Here is a 26,753-nt window from a genome sequence, read left to right on the forward strand (position 1 = left end):
ACCTCTCCCGGTTAACGGCTGAAACCCAGCAGTGTACGCGCATAATCCTCGAGCGGCGCCCGGATCAGGTCTTCGGGGCGGGCGTCGTAAAAGGTCAGGAACCCGCCGCGGCTACGGATGCGCGCGGTGTCCACCAGAAAACGGGTGTTGGTTTCGATCAGCATCAGCTGCAGCACGCTGCGGTCGGTGCCCAGCCGCTCGAACTCTTCCTGGTCTTCCCATTCTTCCAGGGTGCCGATGCGGTCATCGGCGTAGGCGAAACGGGTGTAGAGCAGATAATGAGCGCCGGCGGCACGGGCCTCACCCAGCGCCTCGTCGAGGCCGACCGGCGCTCTGGCCCGACGAACCATGGGGAAGTACTCGACGAAGCCGCGAAACGCTTCCTCGGCCACCACGTTGGGCCGCGGATAGGCATGCTTGCCGTTGGGGGTGAACGGCCCCTGGGCGATGTAGATGAACGAATCGGGCTGCAAGCGCCAGGATGCCGAGCGGCGGATCTTGCTGTAGTCCAGCACGCCGGCATCGCGCAGGTGGTAGGTGGCGCCATCGGCCATGTCGCTGACGTTCATGCAGCCGGTCAGGCTGAGCAGCAGGGCCAGGGCGAGCAGGTTACGCATAAGAAATCTCCCGACACCGGCGACGGAAAACCGGCGAATGACTGCTCCAAGCAGGTTTCGCGCCAGGAGAGGCGCGCGACCGGGGCAGGTCGCGCAGCAACTCAGGCGGGAGGCGTTTCGCTGTCGCGCTTGCGCTTGTTGCCCATGCGCACGCCGATGTCCATCAGGAACTGGAAGAAGCCTTCCTGATCCTCGAGCACGTTGCTCCAGAACGGCGAGTGGTAGAGCGCCACGGCACCATGCACCAGCGCCCAGGCCGCGCAGTAGTGGAAGTACGGCGGCACGTCTTCGAGCTTGCCCTCGGCGATGCGCCCCTTGATCAGCTGGGTCAGGCGTTCGAAATTCGATGCGCGGATGGCGTGCAACTGCTCCACCAGTTCGGGCACCTGGTTGCCCTTGACCACCTTCTCTTCCAGGCGGTCGAACAGGCGGTAGCGCTGCGGGTCGCGCATGCGGAATTCGAAGTAGGCGCGCGACAGCGCTTCCTTGTCGCGATCGATATCGGACGAATGCAGCAGCTCGTTCAGGTCACGCTCGTAGTCGAGCATCAGGCGCAGGTAGATTTCCGCCTTGGATTTGAAATGCTTGTAGATGGTGCCCTTGCCGATGCCCACGGCGTCGGCAATCATCTCCACGGTCACGCTGTCCTCACCCTGCTCGAGGAAGAGTTTCAGAGCGATATCGAGAATCTCCTGCTCGCGGCGGCGAAACTCACGGATCTTGCGGGGTTCTTTCTGCATAGGGAAATGACAAGGTCGGAATTCAAGTCCGCTATTATGCCCAACTAACGCCAAATTGCACGGATCACGCGACATGAATGCCATCATCGACGAGTTTCCCCAGCCGGCCGATCTGTACTACCTGAATCATGCTGCGGTCGCCCCCTGGCCGGCGCGTAGTGCGCGGGCCGTGGAGCGTTTTGCCCGGGAGAATATCGCTACCGGCGCCCGCGACTATTCGCAATGGCTGGTTACCGAACGCACCCTGCGCGAGCGCCTGGCGCGCTTGCTCAACGCGGCCTCGCGCGCCGATATCGCACTGGTCAAGAACACCTCCGAAGCCCTGTCGTTCGTGGCCTTCGGCCTGGACTGGCACGACGGCGACCAGGTCATCATCAGCAGCGAAGAATTCCCCTCCAACCGCATCGTCTGGGAAGCGCTGCGCCCACGGGGCGTGGAAGTGGTGCAGGTCGATCTGCAGGGTGGCGATGCCGAAGGCGCCCTGCTCGCCGCCTGCACACCGCGCACCCGCCTGATGGCCATCAGCGCCGTGCAGTACGCCAGCGGCCTGCGCCTGGACCTGGAGCGCCTGGGCATCGGCTGTGAACAGCGCGGCGTGCTGCTGTGCATCGATGCCATCCAGCAACTGGGCGCCCTGGCCATGGACGTGCAGCGCAGCCGCTGCGCCTTCGCCATGGCCGACGGCCACAAGTGGATGCTCGGCCCGGAAGGCCTGGGCGTGTTCTATTGCCGCCAGGATCTGCGTGAGCGGCTGGCCCTGCACGAATACGGCTGGCACATGCTGGAAAACGCCGGCGACTATGACCGCGACGACTGGGCGCCGGCCCGCAGCGCCCGCCGCTTCGAGTGCGGCAGCCCCAACATGCTCGGTGCCATGGCCCTGGAGGCCAGCCTGTCGCTGCTCGAGGAAGTGGGCATGACGCAGGTCGAACGGGCGCTGCACGAGCGCGTGCAGTGGCTGCTCGATGGCCTGAACGAAATGCCGGGCGTGCGCCTGCTCAGCGCCCAGGCACCTGACCGGCGCGCCGGCATCGTCACCTTCACCGCAGACGCCTGGGACAATCGCCAATTGCACGAACGCCTCAAGGGCGAACAGATCATCTGCGCCCAGCGCGGCGGCGGCATTCGCCTGTCACCGCATTTCTATACCGAAGCACGGGTGATCGAACAGAGTCTGCAGCGCCTGCGGGCGATCCTCAGCGAATAGGCACTCAGAGTCGGCAGGAGTATTCCAAATCCGTTTAAAGACGCCATGGACGATGGCCGCGGATGACCAATACTCAATCGTACCGGTGCGGCATATTCCCCCAAGTGTCGCAGCGGCCGAAGTGCCGAGGACCGCGCACTTCGTTCGACTCCTAATGGTCTTGACCCGGATTCCGTCCCGAAGCCGGGTTTTTTTGGCTCTTCGCATAGTTTGGGAAAGTTAGGGTTGCTACCGGACTGGCAAGTTTGTGTGAGCTGTCGATAACTCGGCACCTTCCATTAGCGCGCCGCCTGGCCGGATGGGTTTCGCCCCTTACGGGCGAGTCACTTTCTCTTGCTTGCCCAAGAGAAAGTAACCAAAGAGAAGGGCACCCCACCATCCGGCCCCGGCTGCGCCGCGGTTCCCTCGCTCCATCACCACTCCAGGGGCACGCTGCGAAGGGCCATCCCTGGCCCATCGCAGCTCTCGCGACATCCATGTCGCTCAACCCCTTACGTGGCGATTCCACTCGGCCTCCTGAAGGGGATTTAGGCGTCGTCTGTGAGATCGGGCTTCAAGAGCAAAAGCCAAACGCTACCGAATTTGATCTTGCGCAGATATCACAGGCTCGCGACATGGTCCCCGTCAGGAGGCCGAGTGGAGGTGTTGCGTAGGGGAGCGAGCCGCATGGATGCGGCGAGAGGCTTAATGGGCCAGGGATGGCCCATGTAAGCCGGCCCCCGGAGCGGCGCCGGAGCGAGGGAAGTTTCGCGCAGCGAAACCCGGATGTCGGGGTGCCCTTCTTTGGCACACCTTTCTTGGGCAAGCAAGAAAGGTGTGGCGCCCGTAGGGGGCGCAACAAAGAGGCTCAGTAAACGCGGTAATGGATAGTGTGATGCCAGTAAGTGATACGCACACAGACTTGCCAGTCCGGCGTCAAGCCTATCCTCCCCGCGAAAATGCGGAGAACCTCTTTTGCCCACTCTCTGGCGGCCGGCCTTGCATCGGCGCAAACGACGGCAGAGCCGCTCGCGGTTTTCCTGGCTGCCTCAGGCGCCAGGAGCGACTCGTGCCAGCGGGAACAACCGCCTGAAGTTGTCCCCGGTCTGCTGCGCCAGGGTTTCGTAGCTGACGCCACGCAGGGTTGCCAGGTACTCGGCGACGTCACGCACGTACGCCGGCAGGTTCGGCTTGCCACGGTGCGGCACCGGCGCCAGGTACGGCGAATCGGTCTCCACCAGCAGGCGGTCGGCCGGCACCTGGCGGGCGACCTCGCGCAGCGCCTCGGCGTTGCGGAAGGTGACGATGCCGGACAGCGAAATGTAGAAACCGATGTCCAGCGCCGCCCTGGCCATTTCCCAGTCCTCGGTGAAGCAGTGCAGCACGCCGCCCTGGGGCAGCGCGGCTTCGCGCAGCAGACTCAGGGTATCGGCACGCGCTTCGCGGGTATGCACGATTACCGGCTTGCCGGTGATCTGCGCGGCCTGCAGGTGCAGGCGAAACGCCTCCTGCTGCAGCTCGGCCGCTTCGGGCTCGTAGTGATAGTCCAGACCGGTCTCGCCGATGGCCACCACACCGGGATGGTCGAGTTCAGCGAGCAGCCAGTCGAGCGCCGGCGCGCTGCCGGGCTCGAGATCCAGCGGGTGGATGCCGACGGAGCAGTCGACATCGGCGTAGCGCCCCGCCAGTTCACGCACGGCAGCGGCATTGTCGGCGCTCACGCCGATGCACAGGAAGTGGCCGACGCCACGGGCACGGGCGGCCGCCAGCGCGTCGTCCAGAGAACCGCCATGGGCGGCCAGGTCGAGACGATCGAGGTGGCAGTGGGAATCGATGAGCATAAATCAGAACCTTGAGCGGCAGGCGGGATGCGCAGGGGGCGCGGCAGGCAAACAGGCCCGCCAGAGCTGCGCGAATGGGCCGCTATTACATCGTATGGGTGGGGCGATCGGACTTGAGGGCGCCGGCCAGGTAGGTCTCGATCTTGTTGCGAGCGGTGTTGTCGCCTTCGTTGAACTGCACGCCTACGCCAGCGGCGCGGTTGCCCTGGGCGCCTTTCGGGGTGATCCACACCACTTTGCCAGCCACCGGGATCTTTTCCGGCTCGTCCATCAGGTTGAGCAGCATGAACACTTCATCACCGAGCTTGTAGCTCTTGTTGGTGGGAATGAACAGGCCGCCATTCTTGATGAAGGGCATGTAGGCGGCATACAGCACGGACTTGTCCTTGATGGTCAGGGACAGGATGCCGTTACGGGGTCCCAGATTAGGTGGCAAGTTCATGCGTGATTCCTGAAGTCATGACGTGAGCCCGATTCTAGCCCGGTCCAGGCAGGCTTGCCCACTGCACCAGCAAGGCTTCGAGAAGCAGCACACGGTTGAGGTTGGCTTTGCCCAACACTTTCTGGCGCTGCTGCAGCAGCCACTCCTGGATGGCCAGCACCTTGGCCTGGGAAGACTTCTGCGCCAGGTACTGCACCACCTTGGCCATGTCCGCCGGGCCAAGGCCCTGCTCGTCCTGGGCCAGCTGATAACGCAGGGTCAGGTGGGCCCAGTCGCAGAACCAGTCGAACAACAGCGGCAGTGGCACGTCCTTCCAGGCTTCGGCCAACTGGCTGGCCGAGGCCTGCTGCTTGTGCAGCTTCTTGACGCCGTCGACCACCAGGGCGCGCTGCTCGCGTACGCCCTGCTCCTGCAGCCTGGCAGCGGCCAGCGGAGAGCCCGCCGCCAGGTACAGCAGCTCGCGGATGTCCTGTTCGCTGCTACCGGGCAGGGTTTCGCTCAACCAGTGCAGGCTCATCGCCTCGCTGGGCAACGGGCAGGCCTGCTGCACGCAGCGGCTCTTGATGGTCGGCAGCAGGCGGCTCGGCTGGTGGCTGATCAACAGCAGCACGGTATCGCCGGACGGCTCTTCGAGGCTTTTCAGCAGCGCGTTGGCAGCATTGAGGTTCATCGCCTCGGTGGGTTCGAGCAGCACCACCTTGCGCCCGCCCAGTTGCGCGGTCTGCACCACGAAGTTGACCAGCGCACGCACCTGGTCGACCTTGATCGGCTTGTCGGCCTCCTCCGGCTCGAGCACGTAGTTGTCCGGGTGGCTGCCAGCGGCCAGCAGGTGGCACGACTTGCATTGCCCGCACGGTTGCAGATCCACCGGCGACTTGCACAGCAGCAAGGCCATCAGGCGCTCGGCCAGGGCGCGCTTGCCGATACCGGCCGGGCCATGCAGCAGATAGGCGTGGGCATGCTGGGTGCGCCCGGCCAGTTGCTGCCAGAGCGCCGCCTGCCAGGGGTAGACGTCAGCCACGCTGCAACTCCAGCAGCTGCGGCAGCAACGCATCCAGGTCCCGCTGCACGGCATCCAGGGACTGCGACGCATCGACAATGCGGTAACGCGCAGGCGCCGCCTGGGCACGCTGCAGGTAGGTGGCACGTACCGCTTCGAAGAAGGCGCGGCCTTCCTGCTCGAAGCGATCCAGGCGACCGCGCGCGGCGGCGCGGGACAGGCCCACCGCCACCGGCAGATCGAACACCAGGGTCAGGTCCGGGCGCAGCGCACCCTGGACGAAATCCTCCAGCTGGGCGATGCGCTGCACATCCAGGCCGCGGCCACCACCCTGGTAGGCATAAGTGGCATCGGTGAAACGATCGCAGAGCACCACCGCGCCGCGCTGCAGGGCGGGCACTATGACCTGGGCCAGGTGCTGGGCACGGGCGGCGAACACCAGCAGCAGCTCGGTATCGCTGGCCATGGTTTCATCACTGGGCGCCAGCAGCAGTTCGCGCACCCGCTCGGCCAGCGGCGTGCCACCCGGCTCGCGGGTCAGCAGCACGTCGATCCCTTGCTCGCGCAAACGCGCTGCCAGGTACTCGCGATTGGTGCTCTTGCCGGCGCCCTCGGGGCCTTCCAGGGTGATAAACAAGCCGCTCACGGGGTGTCCTTTTCGCTGGTCTGGGGAATCGGCGCGGGGCTGGACCGGTAGTCCGCGCGGCGCTTCAACTGATACTCGCGCACGGCGCGATTGTGCTCTTCGAGGGTTTCCGAGAACACGTGGCTGCCGTCGCCACGCGCCACGAAATACAGGGTCTTGCCATCGACCGGGTGCAGGGCCGCATGGATCGCCTCACGGCCGACCAGGGCGATCGGCGTCGGTGGCATGCCATCGATGGTGTAGGTGTTGTAAGGCGTGGGTTCGCGCAGGTGAGCACGGGTAATGCGCCCCTGATAGCGCTCGCCGAGGCCGAAGATCACCGTCGGGTCGGTCTGCAGGCGCATGCCGATGGCCAGGCGCCGCACGAACACCCCGGCGATCTCGCCACGCTCCTCGGGCACCCCGGTTTCCTTCTCGATCATCGAGGCCATGATCAGCGCCTCGTAGGCGTCCTTGTAGGGCAGCCCGTCGGCACGTTTCTGCCACTCCTCGTCGAGCACCACCTGCAGGCGCTTGTGGGCCTGCTTGAGCAGGTCCAGGTCGCTCATGCCGCGCACGTAGCGGTAGGTATCGGGGAAGAAGCGCCCTTCGGGGTTCTGATCAGGCTGGCCAAGCCTGGCCATGATCTCGGCGTCGCTCAGATCGCTCAGGGTCAATTGCAGCTTGTCCTGGCGTGCCAGGGCGGCGCGTACCTGGCGGAAGGTCCAGCCCTCCACCAGCGTCAGGCTGTACTGCACCACCTCGCCACGGCGCCACAGGTCGAGCATGTCGCGCACCCGCAGGTCGGGGGTCAGGCGGTACTCGCCGCTATGCAGCGGCTGGCCCTGCAGGTTGAAGCGCCAGTACAGGCGCAGCCAGAAGGCGCCGTCGATCACGCCGTCGGCCTCCAGGCGATTGAGCACGCCACCGGGCGTAGCCCCGGCCGGCACTTCGATCAGGCGCTCTTCGCCAAGGGTCAGCGGCTGCTCCAGTGCGCGATGCTGCTGCCAGGCGACCAGGCCGAGGGTCAGGCCGGCCAGCACCACGACGATTTCGAGCATCAACAGTAGTTTGCGAATCACGAATCAGCGGTCCAGTAGATGACGGGCAAGGGCCTGCAGTTTACGGGTGAGCGGGCCCACCGGCCAGTGACGCGCTTGCAGCTGCCGCACTGGCCACACGCCGTACAGGCTGTTGCAGAGAAAGACTTCATCGGCGCCCAGCAGTTCGTCCAGTTCGATGTCGCGGACCTGGCAGGCGATGCCCAGCGCCTGTGCCTGTTCGAGCAGCTCGGCACGCATCACCCCAGCCACCCCGCAACGCTGCAGGTCAGGCGTGACCAGCACGCCGCCCGTGACCAGAAACAGGTTGCTGAACACCCCTTCGATCACCCGCCCTGACACATCGCGCATCAATCCTTCGGCGTGCCCGGCATCCTGCCACTCGGCGCGTGCCAGTACCTGCTCCAGGCGATTGAGGTGCTTGAGACCGGCAAGCAGCGGCTGCTCGGCCAGGCGTGTGGTGCAGGGATACAGGCACACGCCCTGCTCGGCGTGCTGCCCGGGATAGGCCGGCATGGCGGCGGACTGCAGGACATGCCGCGGCGAACCCGTCGACGGCGCATAGCCGCGCTGGCCATCACCCCGGGTGACGATCAACTTGGCGACGCCCTGCCCCAGCTCGGCACAGAAGGCCGCCAGCTCGCTGCGCAGCCGATCGGCATCCAGCCTGATATGCAAGCGTTCGCAACCGGCCGTGACCCGCGCCAGATGCCGCTCCAGCAGCACCGGACGGCCACCGCGCACGGCCATGGTTTCGAACAGGCCGTCACCGTAGGCCAGGCCGCGGTCCACCAGCGGCAGCGACGCCGCTGGCTGACCGTCGACCCAGTGCGGCATCAGTCGGCGTACCGACGGAATACCAGGGAGCCGTTGGTGCCACCGAACCCGAAGGAGTTGGACAGCACCACGTCCATCGGCATCTTGCGCGCTTCATGAGGCACGAAGTCCAGGTCGCAGCCTTCGTCCGGCTGGTCCAGGTTGATGGTCGGCGGCGCGATCTGGTCACGCAGCGCCAGCACGCTGAAGATCGCCTCCACCGCACCGGCGGCGCCCAGCAGGTGGCCGGTCATGGACTTGGTCGAACTGACCGCCAGCTTGTGTGCGTGCTCGCCGAACACGGTCTTGATCGCTGCCACTTCCGCCTTGTCGCCCGCCGAGGTCGAGGTGCCGTGGGCGTTGATGTACTGCACCGCGGACGGTTCGATACCGGCATCGCGCAGGGCGTTGGCCATGCAGCGCGCGGCACCGGCGCCATCTTCGGGTGGCGAGGTCATGTGGAAGGCGTCGCCGCTCATACCGAAGCCGATCAGCTCGGCATAAATGGTCGCGCCGCGGGCCTTGGCATGCTCGAGCTCTTCGAGCACCAGAGCGCCGGCGCCGTCGGAGAGCACGAAGCCGTCACGGTCCTTGTCCCACGGACGGCTTGCCTTGGTCGGCTCGTCGTTGCGGGTGGACATCGCCCGCGCTGCGCCGAAGCCGCCCAGCCCAAGGCCACAGGCGGCCATTTCGGCGCCACCGGCGATCATCACGTCCGCCTCGCCATAGGCGATGTTGCGCGCGGCCATGCCGATGCAGTGGGTGCCGGTGGTGCACGCCGTGGAAATGGCGTAGTTGGGGCCCTGCAGACCCAGGTGGATCGACAGGAAACCGGAAATCATGTTGATGATCGAGCCTGGCACGAAGAACGGCGAAATGCGCCGTGGCCCCTGCTCGTGCAGCGATTTGCAGTTGTTCTCGATGTTGGTCAGGCCGCCGATGCCGGAGCCCATGGCCACACCGATACGGTCACGGTTGGCGTCCGTGACTTCCAGGCCGGAATCGCGGGCGGCCTGGAAGCAGGCGGCCAGGCCGTACTGGATGAACAGGTCGAGCTTGCGCGCCTCTTTGGGCGACAGATAGGGCTCGACATCGAAATTCTTCACCGAGCCGCCGATGCGGGTCGAAAAAGCGGAAAGATCCATGTGTTCGATCAGGCCGATACCACTGCGGCCGGCCAGAATGCCCTGCCAGCTGCTCGGCACATCGTTACCCAGCGGCGACAACATGCCCATACCGGTAACCACGACGCGTCTACGCGACACAGCAATCTCCTCTTATCAGGTTTTTCGACGCCGCGATGCACCTGGCAAACCGTTGCCCAGGCCGTCGATCATCCGGCGATTGGCTCAGGGTAGTCGGTACCCGAGCGGGAAGACGCCCAAGGGCGCTCTTGCAAACTTTTTACAGCGAGCCTTCAAAGAAAAGCCGCACGCCTTTGCAGACGTGCGGCTTTTCCGATTCGGGAAGCGACGAACTGCTTACTGAGCGTGAGCAGTAACGTAGTCGATGGCTTCCTGAACAGTGGTGATCTTCTCGGCTTGTTCGTCCGGGATCTCGGTCTCGAATTCTTCCTCGAGAGCCATCACCAGCTCAACGGTGTCAAGCGAGTCGGCACCCAGGTCTTCAACGAAGGAAGCGCTGTTGGTTACTTCTTCTTCCTTCACGCCCAGTTGCTCGGCAACGATTTTCTTGACGCGTTCTTCGATGGTGCTCACGTGTTATCACTCCTATTGGACAAATCCAGCCAGCTGGTTGTGCCGGCAAGTGTATAGAAAGGGTTTTCAGCTTTTCAAGCTGAAAGCCGGTGGCGCCCACGGAAATACGCCAACGATTCGATCTGCAAACTGACTGCTTTACCACCAGGTTCGCATCGAATCGTCGACGATCGCCGACGACGCGCCTTTATTCAGCTCATGTACATCCCGCCGTTCACAGGGATAGTAGCCCCTGTGACGTAAGCTGCACCATCGGAAGCAAGGAAAGAAACCACGTTGGCGATTTCCTGCGCCTGCCCCAGACGGCCCAGCGGAATCTGTGTCAGCAGCGCCTCACGTTGCGCTTCGGGCAATTCACGGGTCATGTCGGTATCGATGAAACCCGGTGCCACGGCGTTCACCGTGATCGAGCGCGAGCCCACTTCACGGGCCAGCGCCCGGCCAAAACCTTCCAGGCCGGCCTTGGCGGCTGCATAGTTCACCTGCCCGGCGTTGCCCATGGCACCCACCACCGAACCGATGTTGATGATACGCCCGAAACGGGCCTTGGTCATGCCGCGCAGCACGGCCTTCGACAGGCGATACAGGCTGTTGAGGTTGGTATCGATCACGTCGTACCACTCGTCGTCCTTCATGCGCAGCATCAGGTTGTCGCGGGTGATACCGGCGTTGTTGACCAACACCAGCACCTGGCCGAAATCCTTCTGGATCTTCTCCAGGGTCGCCGCAACGGATTCGTCGTTGCTGACGTTGAGCATCAGGCCGGTGCCTTCAATGCCGTTTTCCTTGAGGGTCGCGGCGATGCGCTCGGCACCCGCCTCGGACGTGGCGGTACCGATCACCACGGCGCCCTGGCGGCCCAACTCCAGGGCGATGGCCTGGCCAATACCACGGCTGGCACCGGTGACCAGTGCAACCTTACCTTGCAGACTCATAGCATTCTCCCTTGTTCAGGACTGTACGGCGGCCAGTGCGGCACGCGCAGCGGCAAAGCTTTCGGGGGTGTCGAGGTTATGGGTGTTGACGCCCTTGACACACCGCTTGTTGAGGCCCGAGAGCACTTTGCCCGGGCCACATTCGACCAGATCGGTAACGCCCTGCTCGCCGAGGCGAACGATGGACTCGACCCAACGCACCGGGCTGTACAGCTGAGCCAGCAGGTCGCGCTTGAGGGTATCCAGGTCCGCCACCACGGCCGCGCTGACGTTCTGTACCAGCGGAATCTGCGGCGCCTGCCAGGCGCTGGCGTTGACCGCCTCGGCAAAGCGCTCGGCAGCCGGGCGCATCAGCTCGCAGTGCGACGGCACACTGACCGGCAGTGGCAGCGCACGCTTGGCGCCACGGGCCTTGCAGGCCTCGACGGCACGAGCGACAGCGGCCGCGGAGCCGGCGATGACCACCTGCCCCGGTGCGTTGTAGTTCACCGCGCTGACCACATCGCCCTGGGCCGCTTCGGCGCAGGCTGCCTGCACGTCGGCATCTTCCAGGCCGATGATCGCCGCCATGCCGCCCTGCCCGGCCGGTACGGCCTGCTGCATCAGCTGGCCACGCAGCTCGACCAGCTTGACCGCTTCGGCAAAGCCGACGGCGCCCGCGGCGACCAGCGCGCTGTATTCACCCAGGCTGTGACCGGCGACGAATGCCGGGCGCGCGCCACCTTCGGCCAGCCACAGGCGCCACAGGGCGATGGAGGCGGCGAGGATCGCGGGCTGGGTCTTGTCGGTCTGGTTGAGCTGCTCTTCCGGGCCCTGCTGGGTCAATGCCCACAGGTCATAACCCAGGGCACTAGAAGCTTCGCCGAAGGTATCGAGGACCAGCGCGTGCTCGGCGCCGTGTCCGGCCAACATGGTCAGCGCTTGCGAGCCCTGACCGGGAAAGACGAATGCGAGGGATGCAGACATGGAACGGTTCCCTTAGTGATCTTCTCGTCGAAAAATTTACGCCCGCCACTCGCGAGCGCTGGAAAACTGACACCTTGGATGGCTGGCCATCCCGAGCGGTCACATATTACGGATCAAGTGCTCGATTCGACCACCCAGTCGCGCCGGCAAATTCTCCTGCACATCAGTCATCGCCCGGCGAATGGCGCTCTTTATACCATCCGGCCCGGCACTGCCGTGGCTCTTCACCACGATGCCCTGCAAGCCGAGAAAACTGGCGCCATTGTGACGCGCCGGCGCCAGTTCGCCCCGCAAACGGCGCAGCAGCGGCAAAGCCAGAAGGCCGGCGACACGCCCCAACAAAGTGCTGCGAAACAGCGCCTCGAGCCGTGACACGATCATGGTCACCAGCCCTTCACTGGACTTGAGCAGGGCATTGCCGACGAAACCGTCGCACACCAGCACATCGGCCTCGCCGCCATACAGGCCATCGCCTTCGACGAAACCGACGTAGTTGAGGCCGTCGACGCCCTCGAGCAGCGCCGCGGCCTGCTTGACCTGCTGGTTACCCTTGGTCTCTTCGCTGCCCACGTTGAGCAAACCGACACGCGGCGCCTGGGCACCCTGTACCTCGGCGGCCACCGCGCCCATGATCGCGAACTGGCACAGCTGCTCGGCCGTGCAATCGACGTTGGCGCCCAGGTCCAGCAACAGGCACACGCCGTTGCGGCTGGGAATGGCGGCGATCATCGCCGGCCGATCGATACCCGGCAGGGTTTTCAGCACGTGCCGCGACAACGCCATCAGCGCACCGGTATTACCCGCACTCACGCAGGCATGGGCCCGCCCGTCGCGCACCGCCTCCAGCGCCACGCGCATCGAGGAATCCGGCTTGCCGCGCAGGGCCTGCCCGGGGCGCTCGCCCATCTCGATGCTTTGCGCCGCGTGCTCGACGCGCAGGCGTGCGCGATCGACGCCGGGGATACCAGCGAGCAGTTCTTCGATCAGGGGGGCTTGGCCGACGAGGACCAGGTGCAGCGAGGGGAATTCGGCCAGACAGGCGACGCTGGCTGGAACAATGCAGTGGGGACCGAAGTCCCCACCCATTGCATCAATCGCGATGATCGGAGCGGACAAGATTTACTCGTCAGCGCCCTTGTCGATCACTTTGCGACCACGGTAAACGCCTTCCGGCGATACGTGGTGACGCAGGTGAACTTCACCGGTGCTCTTCTCAACGGACAGAGCGTTACCCTCGAGCGCGTCATGCGAACGACGCATGTCACGGGCGGAACGGGATTTTTTGTTCTGCTGAACAGCCATACTAGTTAACTCCTAAACGTTTGGGTCACGCTTTAACTGTGCCAATACACTGAACGGGTTGGACCGCGTCACCTCGTCCTCGCTCGGCTCGGGCTCATCGAGGCCCGCCGGCTGCTGGCAATCTTTCGGGTCATGCATCGGCACGATGGGCAAGGCGAGCAACAGCTCATCCTCGACCAAGGCCAACAGATCCAGAGGATCTTCACCCATTTCCAGTACGTCATAGCCTTGCGGCACGGACTGGGTATTCGCGCCTTCCTTCACCACAGCGTAATCACACTCGCTGAGGATCGGTAAGGTGACCTGATCCAGACACCGCTGGCAAACCATCTTGACTTCGACCTCAAGCTGGCTGTGGATGACCACAGCATGGCGCTCGTCACGCTCGAAGCTGAGCTTCACGCGAACGTTGCCGCCATTATCGGCGAGAGGGTCGCAGAGCCTCGACAAATCGGCTAACGGCAATTCACCCTGGAGGGTGGCGCCGCGGTCAGCGAGTTTGCGTGGATCAACGTGAGGTGGAATCGGGCCATTTGACATAGGCGCCGCATTCTATGGATGCAACCGTGCGCTGTCAAAGGAAATTCCGCCTGTCCAGCACCTTGGCCGACGACTAGAATCGGCGCTCCGTTCCGCACGAGGTCAATGCCCATGCCGCCCCTGATTCTCGCCTCCAGTTCCCCCTACCGCCGCGAGCTGCTGAGCCGCCTGCGCCAGCCCTTCGAATGGGCCGCGCCGAGTATCGACGAGTCGCGCCAGGCTGGCGAGCCAGCCGAGGATCTGGTGCGCCGCCTGGCCCGGGAAAAGGCCGCAGCATTGGCCGAGCGATTCCCCACCCACCTGATCATCGGTTCCGACCAGGTGGCCGTGCTCGACGGCCAGGTGCTCGGCAAGCCCCACGGCTTCGAACGCGCCCACGCCCAGCTCAGCGCCGCCAGCGGCAAGAGCGTGACCTTCCTGACCGGCCTGGCGCTGCTCGACAGCAGCAGCGGCGCCTGCCAGGTCGATTGCGTGCCTTATACGGTGCATTTTCGCACCTTGAGCAGCGAACAGATCGCCCGCTACCTGAATGCCGAGGAGCCCTACGACTGCGCCGGCAGCTTCAAGGCCGAAGGCCTGGGCATCAGCCTGTTTCGCAGTACCGAAGGCAGTGACGTCAACAGCCTGATCGGCCTGCCGCTGATTCGCCTGGTCGAAATGCTCGACCAGGCCGGCATCGAGATACCCTGAAACGCTTTCTTACAACTGCTGAAGATGCCGGACAACGGGGCCTGCCTGATACCGGCATTGAGCCAGCGCAAGGCTTTCAGGGCTTTGTCAGGGCCGATGCCCCCGATCATCGGCAGATGCATCTAAGCTAATGCCGTTAAATTATTGGCTTGGCTTTTTTTAGATCATCTAGCTTGCCTCTACCGGATCACCGGACACCCTGCTGACCCCAGACCATTGTCCCGTGACCCGCCTCATCCCAGGCTGGCACGCCCTGATGAGGCTTTCTTGTATGTCACCCATTCCCCTGCGCATCCCTACCCGCTTCCCGTCTTCCGTGCGGCCGCGGCCTGCCGGAACCTGTGCCCCGCAGACAGCAGCCGGCCTCTTCGATTGCCCGGTGAGCTGATCGGTATTCGCCGCCGAGTCGAAGCTCGCCGACAAAAACCCACTTCACCAGCCTTCAAGCCCCTGCAGCCAGCACAAGACAACCACTGAAAGATCCTCACGACGCCAATTGCATCAGATGAAAAGGAGCCTCACATGCACATTCGTTCCCTGTTCAGCGCCGGCGTGATCGCCGTCGCCAGCCTGTTGTCCGCGCCCGCCTGGGCGGCGAGCGAATTCCTGGTCACCACCGACTGGCTGGAGCAGAATCTCGACAACCCCAAGGTGCGCATCATCGAAGTCAGCGTAGTACCGGGTCTCTATGAGCGCGGTCATATTCCCGGCGCGGTCAACCTGGCCTGGCACAGCGACCTGGTCGACCCGGTCAAGCGCGATATCGCCAGCCAGCCAGCCCTGCAGGACCTGCTGCGCAAATCCGGCGTGTCGGACGACACCACTACCATCCTCTACGGCGACAACAACAACTGGTTCGCCGCCTGGGGCGCCTGGGTGTTCGATGTCTACGGTGTGGAGAACGTCAAGCTGCTCGACGGCGGACGGGGCAAGTGGGAAGCGGAGAACCGTGCCCTGAGCAACCGCGCCAGCAGCCCGGGCAACGGCAACGTCACCCTCAAGGCTGCCAACAAGGAGCTGCGCGCCTTCCTGCCGGACGTGCTCGCCGCTGCCGAGAAACGCAGCGATGACCAGTTGGTGGATATCCGTTCCGCCGATGAATACAACGGCAAGGTCTTCGCGCCCCAGGGCGTCCAGGAGCTGGCCGTGCGCGCCGGTCACGTACCCGGCGCCGTCAACGTTCCATGGGGCCAGGCTGTCGCCGCCGATGGCACCTTCAAGTCTGCCGAGGAGTTGAAGAAGGTCTACGCCGCCGTGGGCATCGACGGCAGCAAACCGATCATCACCTACTGCCGGATCGGCGAGCGCTCCAGCCACACCTGGTTCGCCCTGAAGAAGATTCTTGGTTACGAGGTGCGCAATTACGACGGCTCCTGGACCGAATACGGCAATGCCGTTGGGGTTCCCGTGGTCAACGTCGCCGGCACAGTCTGGGGTGGCAAGTAACCCACGGGAGACACCCTTTAACGGGGCGGACGCGCCAGGCATGGCGCCCGCCCCTTTGTTTATGGGCGCCCTGCTCCGGGAGTTGCCCGACTCGACATTCGCCCCACTCCCTCAGAGCCTGTTCAAAGTCTTGCGAGCTAGAGCAATGCAAGGCCTAGGCGGCCCCACAAAAACAGGCGAGGACGCGGAGTTTACGAGCTGTAAATGAGCAGTCCGAGCCTGTTTTTAACGCCGCAGTGCCGACGCGCAGCAGACTTTGAACAGGTTCTCAGCGGACAACCGTCAATGGAGCAACCTTGCATGCTTACCTTGCGTACCGGCAGCGCTACCCTGATTCTGGTCGCTCTGGCCGTAGCCGCCTGGTTGCTGGCTACGCCGAGCAACGAAGGGCGCGCCCTGAGCTTTTCCCTGCTGGCGGGCGGCTTGTTTGGCGTGCTGCTACAGCGTTCGCGCTTCTGTTTCTTCTGCGTCAGCCGTGACTTCATCGAACGCCGGGACCCGCGCGGGCTGCTCGGCATTCTCGCCGCGCTGGCGGTCGGCACCCTGGGGTATCACGCGGCCTTTGGCGCTTTTCTACCGGATCCGGCCAACGGCCGCCTGCCGCCAGACGCCCATATCGGCCCACTGAGCTGGGTGCTGGCGCTGGGCGCCAGCCTGTTTGGCCTGGGCATGGCGATTTCCGGCTCGTGCATCAGTGCCCACCTGTATCGCCTGGGCGAAGGTGCACTGGCCTCGGTACTCGCCCTGTTCGGCGCACTGTTTGGCTTCTTTCTGGGGTTCCTGAGCTGGAACACCCTGTACCTGGCGAGTATCCAGGAGGCACCGGTGATCTGGCTGCCGGCCAGGCTCGACTATGGCGGCTCGTTGCTGCTGCAATTGGCGCTGCTTGGCGGCCTGGCGCATCTGCTGCTGCGCTACCGCAAGGGTGAAGAGCCCGGACAACCGGGCAGCAGCCTGCGCCAGTTGTTATTAGGCGCACGCTGGCCGACCTGGATTGGTGGCATCCTGATCGGCACGCTGGCCCTGGCGGCCTATCTGCGCGTCGGCCCGCTGGGGGTAACCGCCGAGCTCGGCAGCCTGTCGCGCACCGCTGCCAACGGCCTGGGCTGGCTGCCCGAGCGCCTGGAAGGTCTGGACGGTTTTTCCGGTTGCGCCACCGCGGTTAAGGAGACCCTGCTGTCGAACAACGGCCTGTTCATCATCGGCCTGGTCTTCGCCGCCTGGGCGTGCGCCCTGCTCGCTGGCGATTGCGCGCCGCGCTGGCCAGGGATACGGGAAGCGCTACGCAACTTCATCGGCGGCATACTGCTCGGCCTAGGCGGCATGCTCGCCCTGGGCTGCACCGTCGGTACCCTGCTCTCCGGCATCATGGCCGGCGCCGCCTCTGGCTGGCTGTTCGCGGTGTTCTGTTTCATCGGCCTGATCGCCGGGCTGCGCCTGCGCAGGGTGATTGGCTAGAGACGACTCGTGGAGCATGAACCGCAGGGTGGAAAACGCTTTACCCCTCCACCGTTCAATCGCAACGGTGGACAAAAAGAGCGTTGTCCACCCTACGGTCTGCAGTTTGAGGTCGAACGCCTATTCTGTGGGAGGGCGCCATGCGCCCGATTCGCGGGCATGGCCCGCTCCCACAGGGCGGGATGAGTCAAGCAAATAGGCAGGTAGCCGCTACGGCGCACCGGCAACCAACCGCTCCCACAGCCCGCTGCGCCGTTCCACGCGGCGCCCGATGGCCGCCTCGAAAATACCAGCGCGGCTTTCGATCAGGCTGAAGCAATCCCGGGCGCGGGTGATGCCGGTGTACACCAGCTCCTTGGTCAGCACCGGGTTGAGGGTATCCGGCAGCACCAGGGCGCAGTGGGCGAACTCAGAGCCCTGGGATTTGTGCACGGTCATGGCGAACACGGTTTCCACCGCACCCAGGCGGCTGGGCAGGATCGAGCGCAGCTCGCCCGAGCCATCGTTGCGCGGAAACACCACGCGCAGCGCCGAGCGCAACAGCCCGCCCGCCTCCAGGGCCGGCTCGGGCAAGCGCAGGGCGATGCCGATATCGCCGTTCATCAGGCCCAGGCCGTAGTCGTTGCGGGTGACCAGCACCGGGCGGCCTTCGTACCAGCCGTGCTCCTGTTCGATCAGCCCGCGTTGCAGCAGTGCATGGGCGATGCGCCCGTTGAGCGCCTCGACGCCCCAGGGGCCCTTGCGCACCGCACACAACAACTGGAACTGGTCGAATGCCGCCAGCACCGCGGCTGCCCAGGCATTCCAGCGCTCCTCGCCATCCTGCAAACCCGGCCGCTGCTCACGCAGAACGCCCAGGTAATCGGCATAGCCCAGCGGGCGCCCTTGGCCGCCGGGCAAGCCATCGAGCAGCAGGCGTTCGAAGGCACGGTCCTGCTCGCCCGTCAGACGCAACTGATGCAGGTCCGTCCCGCCGGCGGCCAGCACCTCGCGGGCCTCCAGGGCCGCACCACGATTCACCGCCAGGGCCAGGCGGCCGATGCCGGAGCCCCCGGCGAAGCGCCGGGAGTGGCGGAGCATGACGATATGCTGCGACAGCGCCTGCTCACCCGGCCGCAGCCCGGCCCCTTCGAGATGCTCGCCGGTCTGCTGCGCCAGCCAGGCACGGGTGGCCTCGCTGTAGCCGCCGGCTTCGGCATCGCGGCACAGATCACCGAGCACCGCGCCGGCCTCCACCGAGGCCAGCTGATCCTTGTCGCCGAGCAGGATCAGCCGCGCATGCATCGGCAGCGCGTCGAGCAGGTTGGCCATCATTTCCAGGTCGATCATCGACGCTTCGTCGACCACAAGCACGTCCAGTGGCAGCGGGTTGGCCGCGTGGTGACGGAAGTGCCGGCTATCCGGCCGGCTGCCCAGCAGGCGGTGCAGCGTGGTGACGGTATTGGGAATCTGCCCGCGCACCGCCTCGCTGACCGGCAGGGTCGCCACCTGGGCGCCGATGGATTCGGTCAGCCGCGCAGCGGCCTTGCCGGTCGGCGCGGCCAGGCTCAGGCGCAAGGGTGCACCGCGGTCCAGGGCGGCAGCCTGCAGCAGCGCCAGCAGGCGCACCACGGTGGTGGTCTTGCCGGTGCCGGGGCCGCCGGTGATCAGGGTGAAGCGCCCCCGCGCCGCCAGGGCGCAGGCCAGCTTCTGCCAGTCGGTGAGGCGCTGACCGCCCAGCTGCAACGGCTCGGGGAACAGTACCGCCAGGCGCTGAGCGAGATCGGCCGGTGCATCCGCCGGGGCCTGCAGGCGCTCGCCGATATCCTCGGCAACGCCGCGCTCGTAATCCCAGTAACGGCGCAGGTACAGGCAGCTGCCGCGCAGCACCAGCGGCGCGACTTCATCCTCGGCATCGTGCAGCAGGGCACTGCTGGCACAGGCCGCCAGCCAGGCGTCGACGCCCAGGCCGGCCAGCACCTCGGAAGGCAGCAGGCTGACGCCCTCGGCATCCTCGCCCTCCGGCGGCAGCGATAACGCCGAATCCGGATCGGCCAGGGTGGTCTGCAGGTCGAGGCACACATGGCCCTGGCCCAGTTGATGGCTGGCCAGCGCCGCCGCCAGCAACAGCAACGGCGACGCCTGGGGGTCCAGCTCGGCGAAGAAATGCGCCAGGGTACGGTCCAGCTCGCGCAGCCAGCCCCGCTCGCTCCAGGCGGCGAGCAGTTCGAACAGCGCGTCGCGGTTTTCCAGCATCGGCGTCATGCCGGCTCCTCCACCGGCTCGCCGAGAAACAGCGCATCCAGCCTTTCGATCAACGCCCGCTGCGGGCGCGCCAGGTATTGGCCCGCGCCCGGCGCCCGCAGGAACAGGTACAGCGCGCCGCCCATATGGATGTCGTAGTCGTAATCGGTCAGGCGTAGCCGCAGGTGGCGATGCAGGGCCAGCACGTAGAGCACGTACTGCAGGTCATAGCGATGGCTGGCCACGGCGGCGCTCATGGCCTCGGGGGTATAGGCCTGTTCGTCGGCGCCCAGCCAGTTGGACTTGTAGTCGACCACGTAGTAACGCCCCTCATGCTCGAACACCAGGTCGATAAAGCCCTTGAACATGCCGTTGAGGGTATCGGGGCTCAATACCGGGCGCGCCACGCCAGGCATCTCGAAATGCCGCACCAGGGCATCCAGGCGCAGCACGTCGACCCGCCGCGCCTCGAACCAGAACTCCAGCTCTGCCTGGTATTCGTGCAGTTGCGCCAGGCTTACCGCATTTCCGCTGCCGAGCGCCATAGGCTGCACCAGCAGGCCCTGCAGCCACAGCCACAGGGGCTCGATCCAGGTTTGCAGGCCGCGCCGCTGGCAACGTCGCGCCAGGTGCTCACGCAGCACCTCAGGCGCTGCCGCCATGGCCGCGAAGCCTTCGGCGGCGGCGATTTCCAGCAGGCCATGGAGAAAGGTGCCGGGGTTCGGCCCACGGGGAAAGCGGTGCAGGCCCTGGGCCGAAAGCGGAATCTGCTCCAGCGCCAGGGCCGGATTCTCATCGTCGCTGGCGATCTGCACGGCCGAGCTGTCCGGCGAGACGTCGTCGTGGCGATCCACTGAACTGGCCTCGCCCTCCTCCATGCGCAAGGCGCTGTAGGAGGCGATCCACCAGTGTTCGGCGGCGCGGCGCGACGGCGTACGCCACTGCGGCTCGAAGACGTCGGCATCCTGGGCACGGTACGTCTGGTCACTGGCTTCGGGGGCCGGCAATGCCACGCAGCGCGGTGGATCGGCCAGCGGGCTCAGCCAATCGATCAGTTGCACACTCTGAGCCAGGGGCTGACCCGCGCCGAGCAGGTAACCCAGGGCGCTCTGGTGCAGGCGCGAGGTCTTGGCGGTGCCGATCTTCAGGTCCGCCACCCCCAACCAGCAGGCGTGCCGCGCCCGGGTCAGCGCCACGTAGAGCAGGCGCAGGTCTTCACCCAGGCGCTCGCGCTCGGCCTGTTCCAGGCTCTCTTCATCAGGCTTGAGCAGCAAGCGGCGGCGCTCGCCGTCGTGCACCTGCACCGGTTTCTTGTCGTCCAGCGGGCGGAAGGAACAGATAAAGGGCAGGAACACCAGCGGGTATTCCAGGCCCTTGGATTTGTGGATGGTCACCACGCGCACCAGGGCATCGTCGCTTTCCAGGCGCAGCACCTGCTCCTCGGCCGCCTGGCCGCGCCCGGCCAGCGATTCGCCCAGATGGCGGATCAACGCCAGCTCGCCGTCCAGCTCGGCGGCGGCCAGCTGCAGCAACTCGGCCAGGTGCAGCAGGTTGGTCAACACCCGTTCGCCGTCAGGGCGGCTCATCAGCCGTTGCGGCAGGCCGAAATCCTGCAACAACTGGCGCAGCATCGGCAGTACGCCCTGGCGTTGCCAGCGCTGGCGGTAACCCCGAAACTGCATGACCCGCGCCTCCCAGAAGCGCTCGTCGAGGTTCAACTGCTCCAGCTCGCTGAGGCTCAGGCCCAGGGTCGCACTGGCCAGCGCCGCGCGCAGCGGGCGGTCCTGATCGGGCTCGGCGCAGGCGCGCAGCCACAGCAACAGGTCATGGGCTTCCACGGTGGCGTACACCGAATCCTTGTCGGATAGGTACACGCTGCGCACGCCGCGGGCTGCCAACTCGCCACGAATCGCCTGGGCTTCCTTGAAATCACGCACCAACACGGCGATATCGCTGGGTCGCAGGGCGGTCAGCGTATCGCCCTGGAGAAAGCCGGCGCGCTGCTGTTGGCCAAGCACCAGCAGGCGGACGATCTCGCTTGCCGCGCTGGCGGCCAGGGCGTCCAGATAGCGGCCCTTGGCGATGGCTTCGTCGCTGGGCAGGTGCCAGAGGTTGAGGGCTGGCTGGGCATGCCCCTCGACGGTCCAGACTTCCTTGCGGCCCTGGGCGCCGACCGGAATGAACGGCAGGTCATCGCGCAGCAGAAAGGCGCCCTGCCCGTCTTCACGGGATTCGGCCAGCCCGAACAAGCCGTTGACCGCCGCCACCATGGGCTCGCTGGAGCGGAAGTTGGTGTCCAGGTTGTAATGCCGCCCGGCGGTGGCGCGGCGGGCGCGCAGGTAGGTGTGGATGTCGGCACCACGGAACGAATAGATGGCCTGCTTGGGGTCGCCGATCATAAACAGGCCGCAGTCGTCGCGATTGGCCTCGACCTGATACAGCGTGTCGAAGATGCGGTACTGCAGCGGATCGGTGTCCTGGAATTCGTCGATCAGCGCCACCGGGAACTGCTGGCGAATCACCTCGGCCAGGCGCGGGCCGCTGTCGCCCTGCAGCGCGTCGTCCAGGCGGGTGAGCATGTCGTCGAAGCCCATCTCGGCGCGCTGGCGTTTCTCGCGGTCGAAGCGCTGGCGGATCCAGGCGGCGGCGTGGCGCAGCGCGGCATCGTTCGGTGCAGGCAAGGCGTCGAGTTCGGCCTTGAGCGTGGCCATGGCGTCCAAGGCCGGATGCGCGGGCGGCGCGCCGACCTTCCAGGCTTCGGCCAGGCCCTCCGGGGTCAGGCGGCTAAAACCGGTGCCGATATCCAGCACCTCGTCATCGCCATGGGCCCAGGTACGCAGCTTGTCGAGCCAGGGTTTGTAGTAGCGTGCCTGCAGCTTGCGGGCATCGACCTGCTTGTCGGCCGCGGCCTGATCGAGCAGGCCCTGCAGGGCATCCGCCCAAGCGCCCCAGGGCTGCTTCAGAGCGAGCAGCGCGCGCTGGCGGTCCTGCAAGGTGGCGTCCAGCAGATCGCCCAGCGCCAGCGCAACACCGACATCGTGCTCGCCGAGCAGCGGGCGGATGCGCTGGCCGAGCACGTCCGGCTCGCCCCAGTTCTCCGCCACCCAGTCGAGGGCCAGGCCCTGCAGCGGATAGCAATGCTGACGCCAATAGTCGCGCACCACTTCGGCGAGCAGTTCACTGTGGTCGGTTTCCAGGGTCTGGCTGAACAGGCTGCCGCTGTCGAAGGCGTGCTCGCGCAGCATGCGCTGGCACCAGCCGTGGATGGTCGACACCGCTGCCTCGTCCATCCACTGCGCGGCCAGCTCCAGGCGCCGGGCGCACTCGGGCCATTCGGCCGAAGCGAAGTCGGCCTTGAGGGTCGCCAGCAAGGCGTCGCCTCCGGCATCGCCGCGAAATACCGTGGCCGCCTCCACCAGGCGCGCGCGAATGCGGTCACGCAGTTCGCGGGTGGCGGCGTCGGTAAAGGTCACCACGAGAATCTGCGGTGGCAGCAGCGGCTCGCGAAAGGCCGCCTCGCCGCCATGACGCAGGATCAGGCGCAGGTACAGCGCCGAGATGGTGTAGGTCTTGCCGGTGCCGGCGCTGGCCTCGATCAGGCGGCTGCCGTGCAGGGGAAAGCTGAGCGCCAAGGGGCGTACTGGCTGACTCATGGCTGATCGTCCTGAAGTTCGCTGATCGCCGCCTCGAACAGCGACTGGTAAAGCGCGGCGCCCCACTGGGCGAACCGGCCATCGCCCAGCAAGGCGTCGAAGTCCGGGTACTGGCGGGCCAGGCTGGCGCTCTGCTGCACTTCGCCGGTGGTGCTGTGGCCATCGCCTTCGTAGACCTTGCGGGCAGCCTCCGCGGCCTTGTCTTCATCCCCGCTCTTGTCGAGCTGGGCGAACCAGGCTGCGACCGTTCCGATCGCCACCGGCAGCGGTACCTGCATGCCAACGGCGTAGGCATCGAGCCACTGGCGCAGCAGCTGTTCAGCCTCGGCCTGGGTCAACGGCGCGAAGGCCAGGCGCACGTCCTCGGCGACCAGCAGCGTGGTCAGCGGATGGCCGCAGGCGGCGGCCGCCACATGGCTGACCCAGGGCCTGAGCAGACGGTGCCACTTGTAGGAGCGGTCCTTGCGCTTCAGCCCGCCGGGCTGCAGCTCCAGGCGTGCCAGAGCGTCGCCGTTCGCGTGCAGATCGCCGAGCCAGTCCTCCAGTGCCAGGCCAGCGTGGGCGAAGCTCAGGCGCACCGGCGACGGCAACCGCTCGGGCCAGCGCGCCAGCAGCGCGGCGTACCCCTGCAGCTGCGCCGGCAAGGGTTCGAGCAACTGGGCGCCCAGGCGCTTACCGAACCCGGCCACCGGCAACCGACCACTTCGCTGGATGCGCCGCGCGGCCCGCTGCAGTGCCGCGTCGACGCCTTGGTCTTCCTGCAGCGCCAGGGCGGCGGCCTGCAGCAGCGCCTGCTGGATCTGGTGGCGCTGCAAGCCATCCAGGGCGAACGGCTCGGCATCCAGCTCGGCCTGCTCGGCTTCGTCCAGGTGCACCTTGAGACGCCCGGTGAAGAACTGCTTGACCGGGTCGCGCAGGAAACGCTGCAGGGTTTCCAGGCTCAGCGCGTCGTCCGCCACATAGGCGCCCAGCGGCTGCTCGCTGGCCGGCGCCAGCGGCGCCCGGTGGGAGGCGGCCCATTCGTGCACGTAGCTGAACAGCGGCCCATCTGCGCAGAAGTAGCGGCGGCTGAAGGGCTGCAGCGGGTGCTCGGTGGTCAGGGCGTGGAGCAGATCGCCGCCATCGGCCAGGCGCCAGGCGCTGGCCAGGTGATCGCGCAACTGGCCGACCAGCACCGACGGCGGGCGCTCGGTGTTGTCACGAATGCTGCGCCCTACCCAGCTGATGGTCAGGCGCTCGCGCACCGCCAGCAGCGCTTCGAGCAGCAGGTAACGGTCGTCCTCGCGACGCGAGCGGTCGCCGGGGCGGTAGTCGCCGCCCATCAGGTCGAAGTCCAGCGGCGCCTGGCTGCGCGGGTAATCACCATCGTTCATGCCCAGCAGGCACAGGTGCCGGAACGGAATGGCGCGCATCGGCATCAGCGTGCAGACGTTCACCGCACCGGCCAGGAAGCGCTGGCTGAGGCCGCCCTGGTCCAGCCCGCCCAGCCAGGCCTCGCGCACCACGGCCAGCGGCAGGGCTTCCTCCAGGCTGGCCGCTTCGCACAGCTCCAGCCAACCCTCCAGGGCATCCTGGGCCTGGTTGCGCAGCACCTCGTCGCGCTCGTCCTGGGGCAGGAAGAAGGCCTCCAGCAGCGCCCGCAGGCGCTCGCCCCAGGCCACCGGCAGCAGGGTTTCGGCGAGGCGCTGGCCGTGCAGCTCCAGCGCATCGAGCAGCCGGGTCAGCGGGCCGATCAGCGCGGCATCCAGACCGCCGATCTCGTCGAAGGGCTCGATGCCCGCCCGCGCCCCGGCCCCGCCCACGGCGTAGCCGAGCAGCATGCGGCGCAGGCCGAAGCGCCAGCTGTTCTGCTCCAGGCCGGCGCCCAGGCCGAGGCCTTCGCGCTGCTCGGCATCCAGGCCCCAGCGCACGCCGGCGCCTTCCAGCCAGCGGCGCAGCAGCGGCAGTTGCTCGTCGGCGATGGCGAAGCGCGCCCGCACTGCCGCCACGTCGAGCAGGTCGAGGATCTCGCTGACGCTGAAGCGGCTGTCGGGCAGGCGCAGCAGGTGTTCCAGGGCGATCACCAGGGGCTCCTTGCCGCGCAGGCCCTGGTCGGCCAGGGTGAAGGGAATGAAGCGCGGATCGTCGCCCGCGAACTGGCCGAACACCGCGCGGATATGCGCGGCGTAGGTGTTGACGTCCGGCACCATGACGATGATGTCCCGCGGGCGCAGGGTCGGGTCTGCGCTGAACGCCGCCAGGAGCTGATCGTGCAGCACCTCGACCTCGCGTTGGGCGCTGTGGGCGACATGAAAGCGCAGCGAATGGTCCCTGGCCGGGTCGACTGCCGGCCAGTGGGTGCGGCTCTCCTCGACCGGGCGCAGGTCGAGGATGTCGTTGTGCAGCTGGCCGAGCAGTGTGTCTTCGCTCATCGCGCTGAACAGGTCGATGCGCTCGAACTGTTCGCGGTAGCGCCGCGGCTCGTCGTACTGGTCGAGCAGGTTGATGTAGTCGCGGCCCTGCTTGCCCCAGGAGGCCAGCAGCGGCTGGCCATGCTGGTGCAGCGTATCGACGTCGAACAGGCCAAGCTGGCCGACCGGCCCCGCCTGGCCGCCGGCCTTGCGCTTCTGGCGGCGGTACTCGTGGCGCAGCAGGTCCTTGTCCTCGACGATATCGCCCCAGTGGTGCTGGGACGGGTTGTGCACGTAGAGCATCACCTGGCTGAAGCGCGCCATGGCCGCCAGCGCCTCGAGCATCTGCGCCGGCAACGAGGAAATACCGAATACCGTGACCCGCCGTGGCAGGCCGCGGGGCGGCGCATCCAGCTCGGCCAGCTTGGCGACGAAGCGCGGGTGCACCCCGGCGCGGCTCTGGGACAGATGCTCCTCACCGACATCGGCCAACAGCGTGCGCCATAGCAGCGGCTGCCACAGCGCGCTTTCATCGAGGGGCTTCACGCCGCCACGGGCGTTGCGCAATTGATCGTGCCCCTGGGCCCAGTCCGCCAGCCAGTCGGCGCGGTACACCTGGTACTGGTCGAACAGGTCGGCCAGGCGCTCGGCCAGCTGGTGGCGCTTGCGCAGGTCGGCGTCATCCGCCAGAAAGCGCCGCAGCGGCGCGAAGCAGGGCTCGTCGAGCAGGCCCGGCAGCATGCGCATCAGCCGCCAGGTCAGCGGCGCCTTGTCCAGCGGCGACTGCTGGGGAATCGCCTCGCTGCCCAGCACCGTACGGTAGGCCTGCCAGAGAAAGCGCGCCGGCAGGCTGACGTCGGTGGCCGCGGCGATGCCGCAGCCGTCCTGCTCGGCCAGCGCCAGCTTCAGCCACTGGGCGATGCCGTTGCTCTGCACCAGCAGCACTTCGTTCTCCAGCGGGCGCAGCGGGTACCGACGCATCCACTCCACCGCCAGGGCGCGCAGCTCCTCGAGGCGGTTGCCATGGATAACGATCAGACCGGGGTTAAGCGCCGACATGCAGGGTTCCTGGGTGCAGAATCACACCGCGAATGATGACAGAGC

The 26,753-nt window shown here is 66.2% G+C and carries 22 protein-coding genes; 4 read left to right on the forward strand and 18 right to left on the reverse strand.

What is annotated here, in order from left to right:
* Nucleotides 1-11: 11 nt before the first annotated feature.
* Both K8U54_RS00725 and K8U54_RS00730 read right to left on the reverse strand, forming a co-directional pair.
* Nucleotides 12-617, reverse strand: a complete 606-nt coding sequence (locus K8U54_RS00725; RefSeq protein ID WP_249908445.1) for a DUF4823 domain-containing protein — start codon at nucleotides 615-617, stop codon at nucleotides 12-14.
* A 101-nt stretch (nucleotides 618-718) separates the two neighbouring features.
* The gene (locus K8U54_RS00730; protein WP_075959504.1) at nucleotides 719-1,357 is read right to left on the reverse strand and encodes a TetR/AcrR family transcriptional regulator; all 639 of its coding nucleotides are present in this window, start codon (nucleotides 1,355-1,357) and stop codon (nucleotides 719-721) included.
* A 73-nt stretch (nucleotides 1,358-1,430) separates the two neighbouring features.
* Here K8U54_RS00730 and K8U54_RS00735 point away from each other — a divergent pair, with 73 nt between their 5' ends.
* On the forward strand, nucleotides 1,431-2,564 hold the full coding sequence (locus tag K8U54_RS00735) for an aminotransferase class V-fold PLP-dependent enzyme (protein ID WP_249908446.1): 1,134 nt from the start codon (nucleotides 1,431-1,433) through the stop codon (nucleotides 2,562-2,564).
* A 1,028-nt stretch (nucleotides 2,565-3,592) separates the two neighbouring features.
* Here K8U54_RS00735 and K8U54_RS00740 read toward each other — a convergent pair.
* The 13 genes from K8U54_RS00740 to K8U54_RS00800 all read right to left on the reverse strand — a co-directional run bounded on the left by K8U54_RS00740 (nucleotide 3,593) and on the right by K8U54_RS00800 (nucleotide 13,789).
* Nucleotides 3,593-4,384, reverse strand: coding sequence for a TatD family hydrolase (locus K8U54_RS00740; RefSeq protein ID WP_249908447.1), 792 nt, complete (start codon nucleotides 4,382-4,384; stop codon nucleotides 3,593-3,595).
* An 85-nt stretch (nucleotides 4,385-4,469) separates the two neighbouring features.
* Nucleotides 4,470-4,826 (reverse strand): PilZ domain-containing protein, encoded by a 357-nt coding sequence (locus tag K8U54_RS00745; RefSeq protein ID WP_013791815.1) that lies wholly within the window; start codon nucleotides 4,824-4,826, stop codon nucleotides 4,470-4,472.
* Between the two features lie 34 nt (nucleotides 4,827-4,860).
* A complete protein-coding gene (locus K8U54_RS00750) occupies nucleotides 4,861-5,847 on the reverse strand; it encodes a DNA polymerase III subunit delta' (RefSeq protein WP_249908448.1) in 987 nt (328 codons plus the stop codon).
* Nucleotides 5,840-6,472: a dTMP kinase gene (gene tmk, locus K8U54_RS00755; protein WP_249908449.1), complete on the reverse strand. Its 633-nt coding sequence runs from the start codon at nucleotides 6,470-6,472 to the stop codon at nucleotides 5,840-5,842. Before tmk ends, K8U54_RS00750 begins: the two co-directional genes overlap by 8 nt.
* A complete protein-coding gene (gene mltG, locus K8U54_RS00760) occupies nucleotides 6,469-7,533 on the reverse strand; it encodes an endolytic transglycosylase MltG (RefSeq protein ID WP_249908450.1) in 1,065 nt (354 codons plus the stop codon). The genes tmk and mltG overlap by 4 nt, the downstream gene beginning before the upstream one ends.
* 3 nt (nucleotides 7,534-7,536) lie before the next feature.
* A complete protein-coding gene (gene pabC, locus K8U54_RS00765; protein ID WP_249908451.1) occupies nucleotides 7,537-8,349 on the reverse strand; it encodes an aminodeoxychorismate lyase in 813 nt (270 codons plus the stop codon).
* A complete protein-coding gene (gene fabF / locus K8U54_RS00770) occupies nucleotides 8,349-9,593 on the reverse strand; it encodes a beta-ketoacyl-ACP synthase II (protein WP_147176523.1) in 1,245 nt (414 codons plus the stop codon). Before fabF ends, pabC begins: the two co-directional genes overlap by 1 nt.
* Before the next feature lie 216 nt (nucleotides 9,594-9,809).
* On the reverse strand, nucleotides 9,810-10,046 hold the full coding sequence (acpP, locus tag K8U54_RS00775; protein WP_003245177.1) for an acyl carrier protein: 237 nt from the start codon (nucleotides 10,044-10,046) through the stop codon (nucleotides 9,810-9,812).
* 191 nt (nucleotides 10,047-10,237) lie between these two features.
* On the reverse strand, nucleotides 10,238-10,981 hold the full coding sequence (gene fabG / locus K8U54_RS00780; protein ID WP_042556697.1) for a 3-oxoacyl-ACP reductase FabG: 744 nt from the start codon (nucleotides 10,979-10,981) through the stop codon (nucleotides 10,238-10,240).
* A 15-nt stretch (nucleotides 10,982-10,996) separates the two neighbouring features.
* Nucleotides 10,997-11,947, reverse strand: a complete 951-nt coding sequence (gene fabD / locus K8U54_RS00785) for an ACP S-malonyltransferase (RefSeq protein ID WP_249908452.1) — start codon at nucleotides 11,945-11,947, stop codon at nucleotides 10,997-10,999.
* A gap of 99 nt (nucleotides 11,948-12,046) precedes the next feature.
* Entirely contained in the window at nucleotides 12,047-13,063 is a 1,017-nt protein-coding gene (plsX, locus tag K8U54_RS00790; protein ID WP_249908453.1) for a phosphate acyltransferase PlsX, read from the reverse strand.
* 3 nt (nucleotides 13,064-13,066) lie between these two features.
* Nucleotides 13,067-13,249 (reverse strand): 50S ribosomal protein L32, encoded by a 183-nt coding sequence (gene rpmF, locus K8U54_RS00795; protein ID WP_025167420.1) that lies wholly within the window; start codon nucleotides 13,247-13,249, stop codon nucleotides 13,067-13,069.
* Between the two features lie 12 nt (nucleotides 13,250-13,261).
* Nucleotides 13,262-13,789 (reverse strand): YceD family protein, encoded by a 528-nt coding sequence (locus K8U54_RS00800; RefSeq protein ID WP_249908454.1) that lies wholly within the window; start codon nucleotides 13,787-13,789, stop codon nucleotides 13,262-13,264.
* A 111-nt stretch (nucleotides 13,790-13,900) separates the two neighbouring features.
* Between K8U54_RS00800 and K8U54_RS00805 the strand changes: the two genes are divergently transcribed.
* The 3 genes from K8U54_RS00805 (at nucleotide 13,901) to K8U54_RS00815 (ending at nucleotide 17,383) form a co-directional block, all read left to right on the forward strand.
* Entirely contained in the window at nucleotides 13,901-14,479 is a 579-nt protein-coding gene (locus tag K8U54_RS00805) for a Maf family protein (RefSeq protein ID WP_249908455.1), read from the forward strand.
* Between the two features lie 522 nt (nucleotides 14,480-15,001).
* Nucleotides 15,002-15,925 carry a sulfurtransferase gene (locus K8U54_RS00810; RefSeq protein ID WP_249908456.1) on the forward strand — a complete coding sequence of 308 codons (924 nt, stop codon included), beginning with the start codon at nucleotides 15,002-15,004 and terminating at the stop codon, nucleotides 15,923-15,925.
* Between the two features lie 300 nt (nucleotides 15,926-16,225).
* Nucleotides 16,226-17,383, forward strand: coding sequence for a YeeE/YedE family protein (locus K8U54_RS00815; protein WP_249908457.1), 1,158 nt, complete (start codon nucleotides 16,226-16,228; stop codon nucleotides 17,381-17,383).
* 210 nt (nucleotides 17,384-17,593) lie between these two features.
* Here the strand turns inward: K8U54_RS00815 and recD are convergent, their stop codons facing one another.
* Genes recD through recC form a run of 3 tightly spaced genes read right to left on the reverse strand, consistent with a single transcriptional unit; the run spans nucleotide 17,594 to nucleotide 26,708 of the window.
* Nucleotides 17,594-19,627, reverse strand: a complete 2,034-nt coding sequence (gene recD / locus K8U54_RS00820) for an exodeoxyribonuclease V subunit alpha (RefSeq protein ID WP_249908458.1) — start codon at nucleotides 19,625-19,627, stop codon at nucleotides 17,594-17,596.
* Entirely contained in the window at nucleotides 19,624-23,259 is a 3,636-nt protein-coding gene (gene recB / locus K8U54_RS00825) for an exodeoxyribonuclease V subunit beta (protein ID WP_249908459.1), read from the reverse strand. Before recB ends, recD begins: the two co-directional genes overlap by 4 nt.
* The gene (recC, locus tag K8U54_RS00830; RefSeq protein WP_249908460.1) at nucleotides 23,256-26,708 is read right to left on the reverse strand and encodes an exodeoxyribonuclease V subunit gamma; all 3,453 of its coding nucleotides are present in this window, start codon (nucleotides 26,706-26,708) and stop codon (nucleotides 23,256-23,258) included. The genes recB and recC overlap by 4 nt, the downstream gene beginning before the upstream one ends.
* Between the last annotated feature and the right edge of the window lie 45 nt (nucleotides 26,709-26,753).

The organism is Pseudomonas fulva, from assembly GCF_023517795.1.
Classification (GTDB): Bacteria; Pseudomonadota; Gammaproteobacteria; order Pseudomonadales; family Pseudomonadaceae; genus Aquipseudomonas; species Aquipseudomonas fulva_D.